Source organism: Chryseobacterium lathyri, assembly GCF_030812195.1.
Classification (GTDB): domain Bacteria; phylum Bacteroidota; class Bacteroidia; order Flavobacteriales; family Weeksellaceae; genus Chryseobacterium; species Chryseobacterium lathyri_A.
In genome coordinates this window covers 1,587,658-1,605,602 of the sequence record NZ_JAUSSF010000001.1, presented here as the reverse complement: position 1 = coordinate 1,605,602, position 17,945 = coordinate 1,587,658, and the positions used below count along the sequence as shown (strand labels likewise).

Sequence of the window (17,945 nt, the reverse complement as noted above, 5' to 3'; positions counted from 1 at the left end):
AGAATCATGGCGAAAATAACTTGTTGCCCCCTTCAGAGTTTTGTTCAATAAATGGTTGTTATCAGAAAATATTTAAAATTAATATCCAGAAACAAATAAAAATAGATTTTAATAATTATTTTTGCTCGACTTAAGATTTATTAAAAAAATATTAAAATTATATGGCATCTGGTTTTTTTGCAATTTTAGATGATATTGCGGCACTGATGGATGATGTGGCGGTTACAAGTAAAATAGCTACACAGAGAACAGCAGGTATCCTTGGAGATGATCTGGCTGTGAATGCAGAAAAGGCCACAGGTTTCCTTTCTTCGCGGGAAATTCCGGTTTTGTGGGCAATTACAAAAGGTTCATTTATAAACAAATTGATCATTCTGCCTGTTGTGTTTTTTCTCAACTGGCTGTATGCCCCAGCAATTAATTACGTATTGATTCTGGGAGGATTATATTTAGCTTTTGAAGGTGTTGAAAAAATTATAGAATTTCTTTTTCACCGTGAAAAAGAGGGTCATGAAGTTGTGGAAGAAATTATAGAAGATGAAAAAAGTGACGAAGACATAGAAAAAGCAAAGATAAAATCGGCAATTACTACAGATTTTATTTTATCAATTGAGATTGTAATTATTGCTTTGGGAACAGTTTTGGAAGAAAGTCACCCTTTCATTACACAGATTTTAGTCACGAGTTTGGTGGCATTTATTGCGACTGTAGGAGTTTACGGAATTGTTGCTTTGATCGTAAGAATGGATGATGCAGGATTTAAGCTAATCAAAAAAAGTAATGATAAAGGATTCTTTGGGAAGCTTGGGCATCTATTGGTGAAAGCCCTGCCTATCGTTATCAAAGCTTTGGGAATTATTGGTACAATTGCTTTAATTATGGTAGCTGGCGGTATTTTTGCACATAGAGTAGAATTTCTTCACCATATTTTACCTTCGTGGTCTTCTAATGAGCTTCTGACTATTTTAAAAGAAATTATTCTTGGTCTTGTAGGCGGACTGGCAACCGTAGCAGTTTTTACGGTAGGAAAGAAGATTTATTCACTTGCATTAAAAAAATAACTGATTGCAGATATAGCAAAAAAGCTCAGCAGTCATGACTGCTGAGCTTTTTAGTATTTGAATAAAAAAGGCCTTTTGTAAGACCTATTTATATTAATTGAATAAATCTTTTACTTTATCAAAAAAAGTTTTTTCCTTTCCGGAAGGTTCTGCAACCATTTCTCCACTTGACATCTGTTTTTCAAAGAAATCTTTCTGCTCTTTAGTCAGTTTCTGAGGAGTCCAAACATTAATGTGAATGAACATGTCGCCTTTACCATAGCTGTCGATGCTTGGGAGGCCCTTTCCTGCCAATCTGAGGATCTTTCCGGACTGTGTGCCCGGATCAACGGTAATTTTCACTTTACCGCCTACCGTAGGAACTTCTTTCTTGGTTCCTAAAGCTGCCTCTGCAAATGAAATATATAGTTCCTGATGAAGATTATCTCCCTCTCTCTTGATTGTTTTATCTGCTTCCTCTTCAATGATCACTAAAAGATCTCCCGGGATCCCACCGAAAGGAGCGTCATTTCCTTTTCCTCTTACATTAAGTTGGATACCATCTCTAGCCCCAGCAGGAATATTGATAGAAATTTCTTCCTCATCTTTGATCAGCCCTTGCGCGTTAGCTCCAGCCGGAATTTTATCTGCTACTTTTCCGATTCCCTGACAGGTGCTGCAGGTAGTCTGTGTCTGCATCTGCCCGAACATTGTGTTCATCACTTTGAGCTGTACACCGGAACCATTACAGGTAGGACATATTTTTGAAGTGGCACCTTCCGCCATCTTCATTTTTTTTACTTTGATGGTTTTCTGTGTTCCGTTCACCATTTCTTCAAGGCTCAGCTTGATTCTAATTCTTAAATTAGAGCCTTTCACCTGCTGACGTCCTCCGCCATTTCCTCCAAAGCCGCCGAAGCCACCGCCGAAAATATCTCCAAACTGGCTGAAAATATCTTCCATGTTCATACCTCCGCCGAAGCCTCCGCCTCCGAAACCACCATTACCACCCATTCCGGCATGGCCGAACTGATCATATCTGGCACGTTTCTGGTCATCGCTCAGTACTTCATAGGCCTCTGCAGCTTCCTTAAATTTTTCCTCAGCCTCTTTATCTCCTGGATTTTTATCCGGGTGATACTTGATGGCCATTTTTCGGTATGCTTTCTTTATCTCGTCAGCTGATGCAGATTTACTGATCTCAAGAACTTCGTAATAATCTCTTTTTGACATGTTGATTATAATTGATTACTGATAAATGATAACTGATGCCTATTGCGTATGGCTTAAAGCCTGCTGTCAATCAATTATCTATCACCATTTATCATTATTTAATATTAGTTTCCTGTTACTACTTTTGCAAAACGGATCACTTTATCACCTAAAGTATATCCTGTTTCAATTACATCTACGATTTTGCCTTTCAGATCTTCAGATGGAGCAGGAATTTGAGTAATTGCTTCATGGAAATCTACATTGAACGTATCGCCTGCATTGACTTCCATGGCTTTTAAGCCTTTTTCTGTAAGTCTGCTTTTAAACTTCTGATAGATCAGCTCTACGCCCTGAAGGTCAGTTGGATTTCCGTTTTTAGCAATTTCTTTTAAAGCTCTTTCGAAATCATCCAAAACTCCCAGCATAGATACCATCATATCCTGGTTGGCATATTGGAAGAATTCCATCTTCTCTTTAGCTGTTCTTTTTTTATAATTTTCGAATTCAGCGTACAATCTGATATAACGGTCTTTTTCTTCTGCCAAAAGTTCCTCTGCAGAAGGTTTTGCTGTCACATTGTCCTCAGATACCGCTTCGTCCTGAATGTTGTTTACTTCCTGATTATTGATGCTTTCTTCGTTAATATCCTGGTTTTCCATAATTCAATATTTATTTAAATAATTGTTTGACAAAGAACCTGCCAAATACAAAAAATGGACATTAAGGCAGAAAATGAAAGGTGCTGATTGGTTGTGAAAGGCCAATTTATCAGCTGTTGTAAACTTCATCATTCACTGCAATTCATTATAACTTTAATTATGAATAGTAGGATTTTGTTATGTATGCCAATAGTGATTTATCGTCTATTGAATAATCACAATTACCAATGTACAGTTCATCATTTTATCCGGAAAACGTTTGATACAGCAAATACAAATTTAGAATAATGATGATAATGGAAATGAGCCAGACACATATTTTTAAGAAAGGCTTATTAACGAATTCTCCCATTTTAGCTTTGTCATTGGTAAACATAACCAGAGGAACTACTGCGAAGCTCAGCTGCATAGATAAAATTACCTGGCTTAAAACCAATAAATCAGTTGTTCCCTGTTCACCATAAATGATTGCAACTATTAAAGCGGGAATAACAGCAATAAGTCTTGTGATCAGTCTTCTCAACCATGGTTTTAACCGGATATTTAAGAAGCCTTCCATCACGATTTGTCCTGCAAGAGTTCCGGTTAAGGTTGAGTTCTGCCCTGAAGCCAGTAAAGCTATGGCAAAAGCAATACTTGCCATAGAAGCACCCAAAATAGGAGTCAGCATTTTGTAGGCATCGTGAATATCTGCCACATGCTTATTTCCTGTAGTATGGAAGGTTGCAGCAGCAAGAATAAGAATAGCTGCATTGATAAAGAAGGCCAGCATCAATGAAACAGTGCTGTCCAGAGTTGCAAATTTTATCGCTTCCTTTTTTCCTTGCCGATCACGCGGGTAATCTCTTGTCTGAACGATACTGCTGTGCAGATATAAATTATGGGGCATTACTGTAGCGCCTAAAATCCCGATAGCGATATAAAGCATTGCAGGATTTTGGATGATTTCCTTTTGAGGAACCAATCCGCCAAGGATTTCATTGAAAGCAGGTTGTGAAATTATAATCTCATAAATGAAACAGGCAAGAATAATAAAAATGAGCCCGCCAACAATACTCTCTATCCACCTGAAACCTTTAGCCTGAAGTAAAAGAATGATCAGAACATCCACTGTTGTGATGACAATTCCCCAGGTGAGAGGAATATGAAACAGGAGGTTTAGTGCAATGGCAGAACCGATAACTTCGGCCAGATCACAAGCAGCAATAGCAATTTCGCAAAACAGCCACAGAATAAAATTGGTCGTAGGATTAAAATGATCACGGCAGGCCTGGGCAAGGTCTCTTTCAGCAACAACACCTAATTTTACAGATAAATGCTGTAAAACCATTGCGAAAATATTTGAAATCAGAATGACAGAAAGTAGGGTATACCCAAACTGAGCACCTCCGGCAATATCAGTTGCCCAGTTTCCCGGGTCCATATATCCAACAGCAATCATCAGCCCGGGACCGGCAAATGCCAGATATTTCCTCCAAAATGGAGCATTTCGGGGTACTTTTATAGAGGAGTATACCTCAGAGAGGGAATGGGATGTTTTATCTTTACGCCAGGGGCTATTTAATTTGAAATTCATAAATGTTAGAAATGACTAACAAATTTACTTAAATAAATATAAATACGAAAGTCGGGTGATAAAAAAAATCCTGGAAATTAATTTCCAGGATCTATTTTTAAAGATTCTAAAGATCTATTTTGCAAATCTTACAGACATTTTTCTGTCAGCAGCTCTTTCTGCATCAGAAGCTTTAGCGTCTACTGTAGCAAATTTGCTTCCGTAACCTTCAGCTCCTAAAACCTGAGCACCAACTCCTGCTTTTGCTAAAGCATTTTTGATGAAATCAGCTCTGGATTGAGATAATTTTACATTGGCAGCTTCATTTCCTACTTTGTCAGTATATCCTCCAATTTTGATTTTTGCATCCGGAAATGCTTTTAAAATAGCTACCAGATTATCAAGCTGTCCTTGTGAGCCTGCTTCCAATTCAGTAGAGCTTCCCATCTTGAAATTTACATGGTCAAAATCATACCACTTATCTTTTAATGCTGCATCATCAGCTGCATTTTTATAGCTGTCAGACTTCAGGAAAGTGATCATCTGATCTTCCATTCCTCCTTTGTAACCTTTCAGCATTACTCCATTAAGATCAATATTTTCATCTGTTCTGGTTGTTGTTGCCGTTGTTGCAGAAGTGTCTGTAGGTGTGATTACAGCAGCTGTATCAGTGGCTGATCCTGTAGAATCTGCTACCGTGGTAGTTGTGGTTGTTTCTTTCTTCTCACACTGCTTCCATATAAAATAAGCTGCAGCGATTAAAAGTAAAAGCGGAAGCAACCATTTCCAGATTGAACCTCCGCCTTCATTATTGTTTCTGTCAGGATTGGTTCCTTCAGATGTAGTACTTCTTGTAACTTCTATTTTAGGCTCTTCACTGGCTGCTGTTCTGATAGCATCATTATCATTATCAAATTTATATCCTTTTGCCCAGTCGCCGATATTCAGGGATGCCAGGGAAAGTCCTGCTGGTAAAAGTGAAGAAATGATTCCTTTTTGTTCACCTAACAGGTTTGAAATACCTGATTTGTCTAAATTATTATCAGCAGCATATTTTCCGATAGAACCTACCGTAGCTCCTGTTACTAAATTCAGCAGTGAACTGGAAGAATTATTGCTGATTCCTGCATAAGTAGCAATAGCATTTACTATTCCGCCGATTTTGTCTCCAAAAATAGAGGTCAACAGATTGGAAATTACAGGGCTGCTGGATGCACCACCTATTAAATTTCCTAAAATTCCGCTTGACGAGGCATTGGTAATTGCATCCAAAACTCCCGGGTTATCAGAATTATTGGCTAATCCTCCTACAACTGCAGGCAATAAACCTCCAATTGCTTTTGAAATACCGGATTCACTTTCTCCAAACTGGGAAGCAGCTTGCGAAATTAAAGCGGGACCTAACTGTCCTTTAATTAAATCAATGACATTTAAAGACATAATAAATTATTTTTTTAGATTAATGTTGTATAAATTTAAACAAAAATCTGTCCAAAAGTCACTTTTTTTTGAATATTTATTTAATTTTCGGGAAAGTTTTTGAAAATCAGCAAAAATTATTAGTAAGCTTTTGCGAATAATACACGTCTCTTAGACGGTTTTCCGCTTACCATAGAAACCCCTTCTTCAGTATCATCATCTAAAGGAATACATCTGATAGTAGCCTTCGTTTCATCCTTGATCTGTTCTTCTTCTTCAGCAGTTCCATCCCAATGTGCATAAATGAAACCTCCTTTTTCTTCAAGAACTTTCTTGAACTCTTCATAACTGTCAACTCTTGTAATGTTGTCTTTTCTGAAGTTTAATGCTTTTTCATAAAGGTCTTTCTGAATGGTCTGTAATAGCTCCTGGATATAAATGTCAACTCCTTCAATAGAACGGACTTCTTTAGTAAGATTGTCTCTTCTTGCAATTTCCACAGATTTGTTTTCCAAATCTTTAGGTCCCAGAGCAATTCTAACCGGTACACCTTTCAGTTCATATTCAGCAAACTTCCATCCCGGTTTATTATGCGTATCGTCATCAAATTTAACAGAGATGCCTTTTGCTTTTAATTTAGCCACGATTTCAAGGGCTACTTCGCTGATCTGCGCCAATTGCTCTTCTCCTTTGAAGATAGGAACAATAACCACCTGAATTGGAGCCAGGGTAGGAGGAAGTACCAGTCCGAAATCATCAGAATGGGTCATAATCAAAGCTCCCATCAAACGGGTGGAAGTTCCCCAAGAAGTGGCCCATGCATGCTCAATCTTACCTTCTTTATTGGTGAATTTTACATCGAAAGCTTTCGCGAAATTCTGACCCAAGAAGTGAGAGGTTCCTGCCTGAAGTGCTTTTCCATCCTGCATCAATGCTTCAATACAGTACGTTTCATCAGCTCCTGCAAATCTTTCAGACGGTGTTTTTAATCCCTTAATAACAGGCATCGCCATGAATTTTTCTGCAAAATCAGCATATACATCATTCATTTTTTCAGCTTCTTCCACTGCTTCATCTTTGGTAGCATGTGCTGTATGTCCTTCCTGCCAAAGGAATTCTGCTGTTCTAAGGAACAGGCGGGTTCTCATTTCCCAACGGACAACGTTGGCCCATTGGTTGATCAGGATCGGAAGGTCTCTGTAAGACTGGATCCAGTTTTTGTATGTATTCCAGATAATTGCTTCAGAAGTAGGGCGCACGATAAGCTCTTCTTCTAATTTAGCATCCGGATCTACAATAAGCTTATGTGGATTGTCCGGATCTGTTTTTAATCTATAATGGGTAACTACTGCACATTCTTTAGCAAAACCTTCTGCATTTTTTTCTTCTGCCTCAAACAGACTCTTGGGCACAAAAAGCGGGAAATAAGCATTAACGTGACCTGTTTCTTTGAATCTTTTATCCATTTCATCACGCATTTTTTCCCAGATTGCATAGCCGTATGGTTTGATCACCATGCATCCTCGCACTCCAGAGTTTTCAGCTAAGTCAGCTTTTACCACCAACTCATTATACCATTTGCTGTAATCTTCGCTTCTTGAGGTTAATTTTGCCATTATTTATTTTAATTTTTTTAACTTTTGTACATTATTGTAATCTAAAAATAAAAATCTATTTTTGATAGATTTTTTTACCAGTGTTTTGGTACATTTTTGGTACAGATTGCAAATATAATTTAAATTAAAAATCTTTACGTTATCATGAAAAGAAATATACATAAAAATTTGCTCGGTCTGTTAAAATCCAAAGGGATTTTGGCAATATCAGGCGGATTACTGCTTGTGTCCTGTGGTGCTCAGATGGGAGGATACACGGAGACCGATGGGGTGTACTACGACCCCAATAAAGATACGCTGCCAGAAGGGGTGATTATCAATGATGGCGGTAACAGAGTTGGGGAAAACTATGATTACTACCAAGACTCCAATGTAATCCAGAATGCGCAGACCAATTCCAGAGAACAAGAGAACAGATATAATACATGGAGTGATAATAACTGGAATACGAATGCTACCGATTCAGATTGGGGTGCATTTGCCGGGTCTCAGACCAACTATTACGATAATTCCTGGGGATCTCCGTGGGGATGGTATGGTGGTTACAGCCCTTATTGGGGCATGAACCGCGGCTGGGGCTGGGGTATGAATATGTCCTGGGGCTGGGGTGGATCGTTTGGATGGGGAGGATCATTCGGCTGGGGCTGGGGAAGCCCTTACTGGGGTTATGGATATTCTCCTTACTGGGGTGGATATTATGATCCGTTCTGGGGTGGCGGCTACGGTTACCCATATTGGGGCTGGAATGGCGGTTACTGGGGTAATAGCTACAGACCGGTTTACAGAAGAAGCGGTGGCGGAGGATTCAGCAATCCAGGCTTAACGAATGCGGTGTACAAAACCAATACCTCAAGAGGCGGTTTCAGAAACAGTGGAAGTGGCTTCCGAAACACATCAACCAATAATGGTTTCCGAAACGGAAGTGCAAACGGCGGTTTCAGAAATAGTGGTTCTTATAACAACGGAGGATTCAGACAAGGTAATGGCGGTTACAGAACACAGCCGCAATCTGGCGGGTTCCGTAATTCAAATTCCCCAAGACCTAATTATAATTCTCAGCCAAACTATAATAACAATAATGGAGGTTTCAGATCCAACGACAGCGGAGGTTTCAGATCAAGCGGAGGTTCTTCAGGTGGTGGCTTTAGAGGAGGTTCTTCAGGCGGAGGAGGTATGAGATCCGGCGGAGGAGGCGGAGGCTTCAGAGGCGGTAGATAATTTCGAACTTAATAACTATTAAAAAAATAATGTTAAAAAAATCTTTAGTATTAATGAGTGTTTCTGCTGCATTTTTTGCACAGGCACAGGATGTTTCTATATTGAGAAATACTGTAGATGTTTATTCCAGCACTCCTATGGTGGGTTCGTCAAAGTTTAATGCAATGGCAGGAGCTAACGGAGCATTAGGAGGTGATGCCAATTCCCTGCTGACCAACCCTGCCGGTTTAGGGGTAGCTATTTCCGGGGAAGTTTCCGGAACAGTATCCATTGCAGGAAATAAAAATAAAAGTAGCTGGGGAGGGACTTCTATTGATTACAGCAAAACCAATACGGATCTTGGAAATATCGGAGGCGTAACTGCTTTTCCTTTGATGAGTGAATCCGGATGGAAATTTATCAATATAGGGATCAATTTTTCCAATCAGTCACTTGATAATTATGTAGAGTCTCCCGGAAGCAATGATGTTATCAAGGATTTTACTGATAAAAGTGCCTCGTTTGCAGGTCATGCTTACAACAGATATGGAAGCCTTTCAAAAACAAGTTTTGGAGTAGGTGCCAATTATAATCATAATCTATATATCGGAGCAGGATTCAATTTTTTCAATGCTTCTATCGATCAGTATGATACGGCAGCTTTCAAGTCATTGGATAATGGTTCTATAGAATATTTCGACAGACAAAACACGCCGATGTTTGAAAGATCCTCAGGATTTTCTGCTTCTTTAGGGGTAATTGGCAAGCTTAGTCCTAATTTCAGAATTGGAGGTGCTATAGAAACCCCGACATTCTGGCGCATAGACAGAAATTATAATTTTTATAATGACCCGGATTACGGTGATGGCAGCGGAGCGGAATCAAGAGATCTTACGACACCGCTCAAAGCAACAGTAAGTGCTGCATTTGTTGCAAGTAAAAACTTTTCATTGAACGTAGATTATACGCTGGGACTGACCAGACCTAAATATAAAGTGGTAACAGGAGCTGAAAGCGAGCTGAACAGTTTCTTTAAAGACAACTATAAAAACCTTTCAGAAGTAAGAATAGGAGCTGAGTACAGAGTAAAGCAATTCAGATTAAGAGGTGGTTATTCTTACACATCCAATCCTTTTGATGCTTTAACGGTAAGCCAGATAAATCCGGATGCTTCTACAACTGATAAGTCATACAGTGATATGATGCTTAATAACAGAAACCTAGCCTCGTTTGGTTTGGGGTATGATTTCAAGTCATTTTACATAGATGCATCTTATCAGTATGTAACCTCTACATACAGCAATCCTTTCTTGAGGGGTATTGAAACAGGGAATCCTTCTACTGATACAGCATATTATTCCGATACAAGAATTATGTCATCAGACTATTTTGCTGTTTCAGAAGTAAAAAATAACAGGAATAACTTCTTTATTACATTTGGCTGGAAGTTCTAATTCCAGATTGTGTAATGAGTGATTAAATTGAAGGCTCCGGATTTAATTCGGGGCTTTTTTGTTTTTAATAAAGGATTAATGAGAATGTCCGGCAGCCGGATGATGGTGAAAAAGATGCATGATCAGTGCTAATGAAACTCCAACAATCACCAGACCTATCTTCATCCAGTCAATATTGTGATTTTTGTTGCTTTCAAAAATAATCACTGACGAAATATGAAGAAAAATTCCTCCTACGATTGCCAGAAAATAAGGTTGCAGGTTAGGATTGAAATAGTTCCCAAGCAGCATTCCCATCGGAGAGGCAAGGGCAAACAAGGCAACAATCAGAATTGAAGGATAAGGTGACGTTTTGGACTCATTTTTTCTGTTGAATAAAAAGGCTCCAAGAATAAAGGAAATAGGAAGATTGTGAAACAGGATCCCCAGAAGATAAGGTGAGAGCTGGTGCTCTTCATTAGCCAAAGGAATTCCCTCTATAAAAGCATGTATAAATAATCCTACCATCAGTGCCACAGGAAGAATATTGTGTTCACTATGGTGGTGGAAATGCCCATGTTCGAAACCTTTGGTCAAAGCCTCCAGAATCATCTGAAGCAAGACGCCTGCGATCACGAAAATTCCGAGACTGCTTCCGGCTTCAGAAGTATATACCTGCGGGAAAACCTCATTCAGACAGATGGTGATCAAAAATCCGGCACTGAGTACCAATAGATTTTTAGCCAGCTTTTCTTTTTTTCCGAAATGCTTGCCCAGGAATACACCTGTAATAACGCTTAATATCAGTAAAACAACCGTTATCATGCTTTTTTCTTAAATAAATTGATGCAGCGTGGTGAAACTTCACGGTCAAATTCATTCAGCTGATAATCGCCCCAGATCTTTACTCTTTCAAAGCCGCAGTCTGTAGCATAGGAATTGATAGCCTCCAAAGTATGAAGCTTTACTTTTTCAAAGAAATGAAAAGGTTTCCCGTCCGCTTCGAAACTGATGTCTTTAACGATGTGTCTTCCCTCGATCTTTTTCAGGATCTTAAAATCAATATTTCCACGGATTATGGTAGCCTCAGGAACCATGTTTTTTCTTACATATTCTTCATTCAGATAGTCGAGAACAAAATATCCTCCCGGTTTTAAAACATTATAAACCGATTGGAAAACTTTTTTGTCATCACTCTCATTATCGAAATATCCGAAGCTGGTAAATAAATTGAATACGGCGTCCATAGGATCTGCATCAATCGGGTTCCGCATGTCGTGAACATTGAAAAGTAGAGATTGGGTTTCAAACTGTTTATCAAATTCAATGCTTTGTCTGGAAAGGTCAAGTCCCAATACATCATATCCGAGCTTATTCAAAAAAACAGAGTGTCTTCCTTTTCCGCAAGCCAGATCAATAATCTTGGATGAAGGGGGTAGCTGAAGATCTTCAGTAAGCTTTGTAATGAAATTTTCGGCTTCCGTATAGTCCCTGTTGCTATAAAGAAGATGATAATAAGGTGTATCAAACCAAGATTCAAACCATTCCATAATGCAAAAATAACTAAATTTGTGCGGTTAAAAGCAAAGTATTTAAATAATGGGAGATCAAAAAATTCAATTAACAGCAAAATTGAACCCGTAATCTTTTCATTGTTAAATCATTAAATCTTTTAATAAATATTTATGGACACAGAAAATCTAAAGATTCAGATAAAGACATTCTTCGGACTGGAGCAGATCCTTGCGGAGGAAATTAAAAAATTAGGCGGAAAAAACGTTGAAATTAAAAACCGTGCGGTCAATTGTGAAGGTGATCTCGGCTTTCTTTATAAAATCAATTACTCTGCGAGAACAGCATTGAAAATCTTAATTCCTGTTTTTGAATTTAAAGCATTTAACCAGCATCAGTTTTACAATAAGCTTTCTGCCATTGCATGGGAAGAATATATGAATGTAGATCAGTCTTTCGCGATTGATTCTACTGTAAACTCCGAAACATTCAAGCATTCACAGTTTGTGACTCTGAAAATGAAGGATGCTATTGTAGATTATTTTCAGGAAAAATTCAAAAGACGTCCGGATGTAGAGACAAAAAGTCCGGATATCAAATTTCATCTTCATATTGACAGGGAATTGGTAACTATTTCTTTAGATTCTTCAGGAGATCCTTTATTTAAGAGAGGTTACAGGAAAGAGCAGGGTGAAGCACCTATCAATGAGGTGCTGGCAAGCGGAATGCTGCAGCTGGCAGGCTGGGATGGAAAAGGAAACTTTTTGGACCCGATGTGCGGTTCAGGAACCCTTCTTGTTGAAGCGGCAATGATTGCAATGGATCTTCCCGCTCAGATCTTCAGAAGAAGATTTGCGTTCCAGAACTGGGATAATTATGACGCAGACCTTTTTGCAAAAATTAAAGAAGTAAGGGTAAACAGAGTCAGAGAATTTACAGGAAAGATTGTTGGTTATGATATTGATAACAGAATGCTGAATGCGGCCAGAACGAATATCGAAGCAGCAGAAATGGAAGATGTGATTGAAGTAAAAAAACAGGATTTCTTTGAGTCCAAAAAAGAGCTTTTCCCTTTGCTGATGGTTTTCAATCCGCCTTATGATGAGAGAATTTCTATTAATGATGAGGATTTCTATAAAAAGATCGGAGATACGTTCAAAACAAGCTATCCGAATACCTTAGCCTGGCTGATCTCTTCTGATCTGGAAGCGGTGAAGAAAATCGGTCTCCGTCCTTCAAGGAAGATCAAGCTTTTCAACGGTAAGCTGGAAACCAGATTCCTTCAGTATGAAATGTACGAGGGCACGAAAAAGCTCCATAAAATTGAGAAGAACTAATCCATTCAAATATAAACCTTCCTGTTATGGAAGGTTTTTTATTTGGATAATTATTATATTTTTGTTTCAACTTAAATAAAAAAATGGCCTGGGATCTTCTTGAAGCTTTAGGAAATATTTTAAATGTTCTGGATCTGTTTGCAGGTAGTTCGTCTTCTGCAAGAATTGATTATAGTGATAAACCGACAAAAAAGAAAAAAACAAAATATCTGACTGAAAAAGTAAGTGCAGGTTTTATAGTTGCTGCTGTAGTTTTACTTTTTTTTGTTTTTAAGGATTCACTTCCGGAGAAAAATTATTTGCAAACTTTAATTGTAATTTCTTTGATAGGTGCTGCTATTTCAGGTGTGTTATTTTTTCTTCTGCATGTCCTGAAACTGTATTATTTTAAAAGTTTTTTTAAGCTCCTGCTTTTTAGTAGTTCTGTGATCCTGTTTTTTATTTCACTGGTGCTTTATATTTATTTTAGATCAGGTTTGTTTTTATAGTTAATTTATGTCCACAGATTGCCTAAATCCATAGATCATTTTAATTGATCAGATAAGGGCGGAAGGCACATGTCCATACTGTTTTTTAAAGGCATAAGAAAAATGGGAAAGATCCTCAAAACCGACTTCCAGAAATACATCCGAAGGTCTTTTACGCTTTTCTTTTAAATGATAATAAGCCAGCTCAAGGCGTTTTTGGGTAAGCCACCGCTGAGGGGTAGTCTGAAAAACCTTCCTGAAATCCCTGTTGAACGTGGAAAGACTTCTTCCCGTCAGATATCCAAACCTTTCAAGAGACATATTGAACATATAGTTCTTTTCCATGAATCCAGCCAGATCAATTTTTCCCGGTTCTTCAAAGTCGGTCAGGATAGGGTCTATATTTTTATCGATTTCTCTTAAAATACTGATGGCTTCAGTGATTTTTAAGGAAGCGATGTTTTCGGGAAAAGGGCCTTCCATCTCAAAATAAGGAATAAGGGAAGCCAGACAGCTTTTCAGGAGAGGATGACTTTGAAAGCTATGGATTTCAGAGCTCCGGCAGTGCATTTTATGTCCCAGTTCAATGGAAGCATAGAACTGTTTCAACCGTTCAGTGGTAAGATGCATTACTACAGCTTTATGCGGAAGCCCGTCTTTGGGATAATTGATGATCGTTGCGAGATGATTTCTCGGGATCAGGAAAATATCTCCCGCTTTGAACAGATATGTTTTATCAGCCTGGATAATCTTGGTTTCTCCCGATATAAACCAGACCAGCATATGGAATTCAAAAACAGTCTCTGTTTTGAAGAGCTTATCATCATACGTGGAAAGCTTGATATCCGGGGTAATATATTGTATCTGGAAATCCATGATCTGTAGTTTATGAGTACAAATGTATTTAAAAATGGATTATTCCGTATCGAATTTGAAGCCCAGCATTTCTTCACTTAATTTCCATAACCTTTCTGCATTCTCCCTGTCAATAGAATAAGGCTGCACACCACGGATTGTTGCCGGCTCATCGTATCTATGCTCTATCTGCCCAAGATCTATTTCAGCAATATCGCAGTTTTCACAATAAACTCCTCCGATATTTTGTAGCATTGGACTTGTTGCACACCAAACGGTTGTAGCAGCACCCTGTGGAATAGTTTTCAATCTGGCCTCAACTTCAGGTTTTATTTTTCCATTTTCATCATGAGTTCCCATCTGAATATAAAGATCAATAGGTTCTTCTCTTCCAAGGTCTGTTCCATAAACGGAACCCGGATGTAAAGAATAAGCTCTGATATTGAATTTTTTTCCTCTTTCATCCAATTCTGTGGCAAATAAATTACACGCCGTTTTCGATTGTCCGTATCCTGAAAGTGTCTGGTATTCTCTTTCCTCAAAATTTGGATCTTCAAAATCAAACGGAGCCATCTGGTGGCCGTAAGAAGAGACACTCAGAACCCGGGCACCATTCGCTTTCTTCAAAGCCGGCCAAAGTCTTGCTGTTAAATGAAATTGTCCAAGATAATTGGTTGCCAGTTGAGATTCAATGCCTCTGCGGTCCCTTTGGAGAGGAACCCACATAATTCCGGCATTATTAATGAGCAAATCAAGCTTTCTTCCTGTTGCTAAAAATTTTTGACTGAAGTTATCGATAGACACGGGGTCCATCAGATCCATCTTTTCCAGTTCAATATTTTTAAGGCCTGTAAGGTTCTTTGCTGCTTTTTCAATATCCCTTGCAGGAACGATTACCTTTGCTCCGGCGGAAACAAGCACTTTCGTGGTTTCAAGACCGATTCCTGCATAGCCGCCGGTGATCACTGCTGTTTTTCCGGTAAGATCTATTCCTTTAATGACTTCCTGTGCTGTAGATTCTGCATTAAAACCTGATTGGACAGGGTGCTGTAGTGGATTGGTTTTCTGTAACATTTTTTTTAGTTTTAAGTTCTATAACAAAGGTATGGGCCTCCGTTCATATAGATTTTGTTTAAAATGTCAAATTATTGTGTTGAGAGTTTCAAGGCCATTCTTTTACATGCCTATTTAAAAGTTAATTTCTTTGAATAAGCTGTTAAACTGTTTGTAGATTCCTCAGCGAATAAGTAATTTTGAAAAATTTTCAATTTGAGACCTACCATTTCCATTGTTGTTGCTATTTTTAACCGAAGGGACGAACTTTTTGAGCTGCTGAATTCTTTAACTTTTCAGACAGATAAAGAGTTTGAAGTAATTATTGTGGATGATGGTTCTCTTATTGATCTTAAACCTACCATTCAGAATTTTGATGGTATATTAGATATCAAATACTTCAGAAAGGATAATTCCGGTCCCGGGCTTACCAGAAATTATGGGGCAAAAAGAGCGCAGAACGACTGGCTTCTTTTTGTAGACAGTGATGTGATCGTAGAAAAAGATTATATCGAAAATATTAAAAAAGACATTGAAACCATTCCCTGTGATGCTTTTGGAGGAGCTGATAAGGCCCACAAAGGTTTTAACCTGATGCAGAAAGCCATTTCCTATTCTATGACCTCGGTTTTTACAACAGGAGGAATCAGGGGAAGTAAGAAAGCGGTATCCAGATTTCAGCCCAGAAGTTTTAATATGGGCGTAAAGAGAGCGGTTTTTGAAAAAGTGGGCGGTTTTTCCGAAATGAGAATCGGTGAAGATCCGGATCTGTCCATGACGCTTTGGGAAAACGGTTTCACGACTGCATTTTTTGATGATATTGCGGTGTATCATAAGCGAAGAGTAGATTTGGGCAAATTCTCCAAGCAGGTCTACCAGTTTGGGTGTGCAAGACCTATTCTCAATCAGAGACATCCTAATTATGTGAAGATTTCATTTGCATTTCCTACGCTGTTTATGTTAGGATATATATTAGGCTTTATAGAATATTTTATTCTGGGAAGAGGGATTATCCTTGCGTTTTACGGACTGTATACATTCCTTGTATTATTCCATGCCATGATATTGACGAAAAATATAAGCATTGCCGGAATGGCAGTAATTTCTACGTATATTCAAATGTTTTCCTACGGATACGGTTTCCTGAAATCCTGGGTGCTTCTTAATGTTTTCAGAATGAAGCCGGAAGATGCTTTCCCCAAACATTTTCATATAAAATAATTAAAAATAAAAGCTGCCGGAAATTCCAACAGCTTTTAACAATAAATTAGGATATGAATATGGTTTCATGGTTGAGAATGCCTGTTTTTAGCATGCATTCCCGCATTTTTTCATAAGTTCTGGCGATATCGTGATCCAGTCCGATAGAAAATCTGATCAGTCCGTCCGATATACCCATTGCTTCACGCTCTTCTTCCGGAATCTCAGATGAAGTTGAGCTTCCCGAACATGAAAATAAAGTTTTATAGAATCCCAAGCTTACTGCCAGGTAGCCTAAGTTTTCCTGCTGCATCATTTCCATCAACTCATTGGCCTTGTCGGTTGTACCGGCATCTAACGTCAGCAGTCCTCCGAATCCGTATTCCTCATGCATCATACTCTTCATCAGCTCATGATCCTTGTGGGATGCTAAACCCGGATAAGATACTTTAAGCCCGTCTTTTTCAAACCTTTCAGCAAGGTACATAGCGTTATGGCTGTGCTGTTTCATTCTGATGTGAAGTGTTCTCAGGTTTTTCAGGATACTGGCAGAACGGAAGCTGTCCATAGTAGGTCCCAGCAGCATGCAGGCTCCGTTATTTACATTTTTGGTGTCATTAATAAATTCTTGTGTTCCGCAGTATACACCCCCAACCGTATCGCTGCTTCCGTTAATGAACTTTGTTAAACTGTGAATTACGATATCAGCACCTAATAAAGTAGGTGAAATAGAAAGAGGGGAGAAGGTATTGTCTACGATCAGTTTCAGATTGTATTTTTTACAGATCTCTGAAAGCTTTCTAAGGTCTGCCACTTCAAGAAGCGGATTGCTCACACTTTCACAATAAATAACTTTCGTATTCGGTGTTATAGCATTTTCTATAGACTCAAAATTGCTGATGTCTACAAAAGTGGTATCAATATGAAAAGGAGGGAGGAAATTTTTAAGAAAAGCATAAGTTCCGCCGTAAATCGTCCTGCTGGAAATGATATGGTCACTGCTTTTACATACCTGCATTAATACAGAAGTAATAGCTCCCATTCCGGATGCTGTAACGTTGGCAGCTTCTGTATTCTCCATTTTAGCCAGCGCCTGGGCTAGATACAGGTTCATCGGGGATGAATGTCTGGAATATAAATAGCAGCCTTCCGCATTTCCTTCAAAGGTATCGAACATGGTTTTTGCCGAAAGGAATGTATAGGTAGAGCTGTCAGAAATGGATGGATTTACTCCACCGAATTCACCAAAATATTGCAGATCCTGGATCTCATTGGCTGCATTAAAATTTTCCATAAGCTTTAGATTTTATTTGTCGGCTTAAATATGCTCTGTTTTCAGAATTATTACAAGACATCTTTAAATATGTAGAATATAAATCTATAATTT

General features: G+C 38.6%; 16 protein-coding genes. 6 read left to right on the top strand and 10 right to left on the bottom strand.

The genetic code is table 11. The features are described 5' to 3' along the window. Positions 1-161: 161 nt before the first annotated feature. Positions 162-1,061 (top strand): DUF808 domain-containing protein, encoded by a 900-nt coding sequence (locus J2T03_RS07145; RefSeq protein ID WP_306844570.1) that lies wholly within the window; start codon positions 162-164, stop codon positions 1,059-1,061. 93 nt (positions 1,062-1,154) lie between these two features. Here J2T03_RS07145 and dnaJ read toward each other — a convergent pair whose 3' ends face one another. The 5 genes from dnaJ to proS form a co-directional block, all read right to left on the bottom strand. Next, on the bottom strand, positions 1,155-2,273 hold the full coding sequence (gene dnaJ / locus J2T03_RS07140; RefSeq protein ID WP_307210293.1) for a molecular chaperone DnaJ: 1,119 nt from the start codon (positions 2,271-2,273) through the stop codon (positions 1,155-1,157). Positions 2,274-2,377: 104 nt separating this feature from the next. Next, on the bottom strand, positions 2,378-2,914 hold the full coding sequence (locus tag J2T03_RS07135) for a nucleotide exchange factor GrpE (RefSeq protein ID WP_373425321.1): 537 nt from the start codon (positions 2,912-2,914) through the stop codon (positions 2,378-2,380). A gap of 244 nt (positions 2,915-3,158) precedes the next feature. Next, positions 3,159-4,490: an Nramp family divalent metal transporter gene (locus J2T03_RS07130; protein WP_306844573.1), complete on the bottom strand. Its 1,332-nt coding sequence runs from the start codon at positions 4,488-4,490 to the stop codon at positions 3,159-3,161. Positions 4,491-4,604: 114 nt separating this feature from the next. Then, positions 4,605-5,909: an OmpA family protein gene (locus J2T03_RS07125; RefSeq protein ID WP_307210291.1), complete on the bottom strand. Its 1,305-nt coding sequence runs from the start codon at positions 5,907-5,909 to the stop codon at positions 4,605-4,607. 119 nt (positions 5,910-6,028) lie between these two features. Beyond that, the gene (gene proS, locus J2T03_RS07120) at positions 6,029-7,504 is read right to left on the bottom strand and encodes a proline--tRNA ligase (RefSeq protein ID WP_307210289.1); all 1,476 of its coding nucleotides are present in this window, start codon (positions 7,502-7,504) and stop codon (positions 6,029-6,031) included. A gap of 144 nt (positions 7,505-7,648) precedes the next feature. Here proS and J2T03_RS07115 point away from each other — a divergent pair, with 144 nt between their 5' ends. Both J2T03_RS07115 and J2T03_RS07110 read left to right on the top strand, forming a co-directional pair. Next, entirely contained in the window at positions 7,649-8,722 is a 1,074-nt protein-coding gene (locus J2T03_RS07115; RefSeq protein WP_307210287.1) for a prolyl-tRNA synthetase, read from the top strand. A gap of 29 nt (positions 8,723-8,751) precedes the next feature. Beyond that, complete coding sequence (locus J2T03_RS07110; protein ID WP_307210285.1) at positions 8,752-10,155, top strand: OmpP1/FadL family transporter; 1,404 nt, start codon at positions 8,752-8,754, stop codon at positions 10,153-10,155. 75 nt (positions 10,156-10,230) lie between these two features. Here J2T03_RS07110 and J2T03_RS07105 read toward each other — a convergent pair whose 3' ends face one another. Together J2T03_RS07105 and J2T03_RS07100 are read right to left on the bottom strand one after the other, a co-directional pair. Further along, entirely contained in the window at positions 10,231-10,956 is a 726-nt protein-coding gene (locus J2T03_RS07105) for a ZIP family metal transporter (RefSeq protein WP_307211082.1), read from the bottom strand. After that, entirely contained in the window at positions 10,956-11,684 is a 729-nt protein-coding gene (locus J2T03_RS07100) for a class I SAM-dependent DNA methyltransferase (protein ID WP_307210283.1), read from the bottom strand. The genes J2T03_RS07105 and J2T03_RS07100 overlap by 1 nt, the downstream gene beginning before the upstream one ends. Positions 11,685-11,819: 135 nt before the next feature. On the opposite strand from J2T03_RS07100, the gene J2T03_RS07095 reads away from it, so the two are divergent. Both J2T03_RS07095 and J2T03_RS07090 read left to right on the top strand, forming a co-directional pair. After that, the gene (locus J2T03_RS07095) at positions 11,820-12,983 is read left to right on the top strand and encodes a THUMP domain-containing class I SAM-dependent RNA methyltransferase (RefSeq protein ID WP_306844584.1); all 1,164 of its coding nucleotides are present in this window, start codon (positions 11,820-11,822) and stop codon (positions 12,981-12,983) included. Positions 12,984-13,066: 83 nt separating this feature from the next. Further along, positions 13,067-13,471: a branched-chain amino acid ABC transporter substrate-binding protein gene (locus tag J2T03_RS07090; RefSeq protein WP_307210281.1), complete on the top strand. Its 405-nt coding sequence runs from the start codon at positions 13,067-13,069 to the stop codon at positions 13,469-13,471. 48 nt (positions 13,472-13,519) lie between these two features. Here J2T03_RS07090 and J2T03_RS07085 read toward each other — a convergent pair whose 3' ends face one another. Beyond that, a complete protein-coding gene (locus J2T03_RS07085; protein ID WP_307210279.1) occupies positions 13,520-14,326 on the bottom strand; it encodes a helix-turn-helix domain-containing protein in 807 nt (268 codons plus the stop codon). Positions 14,327-14,365: 39 nt separating this feature from the next. Next, positions 14,366-15,379, bottom strand: a complete 1,014-nt coding sequence (locus tag J2T03_RS07080; protein WP_307210277.1) for an SDR family NAD(P)-dependent oxidoreductase — start codon at positions 15,377-15,379, stop codon at positions 14,366-14,368. 195 nt (positions 15,380-15,574) lie between these two features. Between J2T03_RS07080 and J2T03_RS07075 the strand changes: the two genes are divergently transcribed. After that, positions 15,575-16,579: a glycosyltransferase gene (locus tag J2T03_RS07075; RefSeq protein ID WP_307210275.1), complete on the top strand. Its 1,005-nt coding sequence runs from the start codon at positions 15,575-15,577 to the stop codon at positions 16,577-16,579. A gap of 46 nt (positions 16,580-16,625) precedes the next feature. Here J2T03_RS07075 and J2T03_RS07070 read toward each other — a convergent pair whose 3' ends face one another. Continuing rightward, entirely contained in the window at positions 16,626-17,852 is a 1,227-nt protein-coding gene (locus tag J2T03_RS07070) for an aminotransferase class I/II-fold pyridoxal phosphate-dependent enzyme (protein ID WP_307210273.1), read from the bottom strand. Positions 17,853-17,945 lie beyond the last annotated feature (93 nt).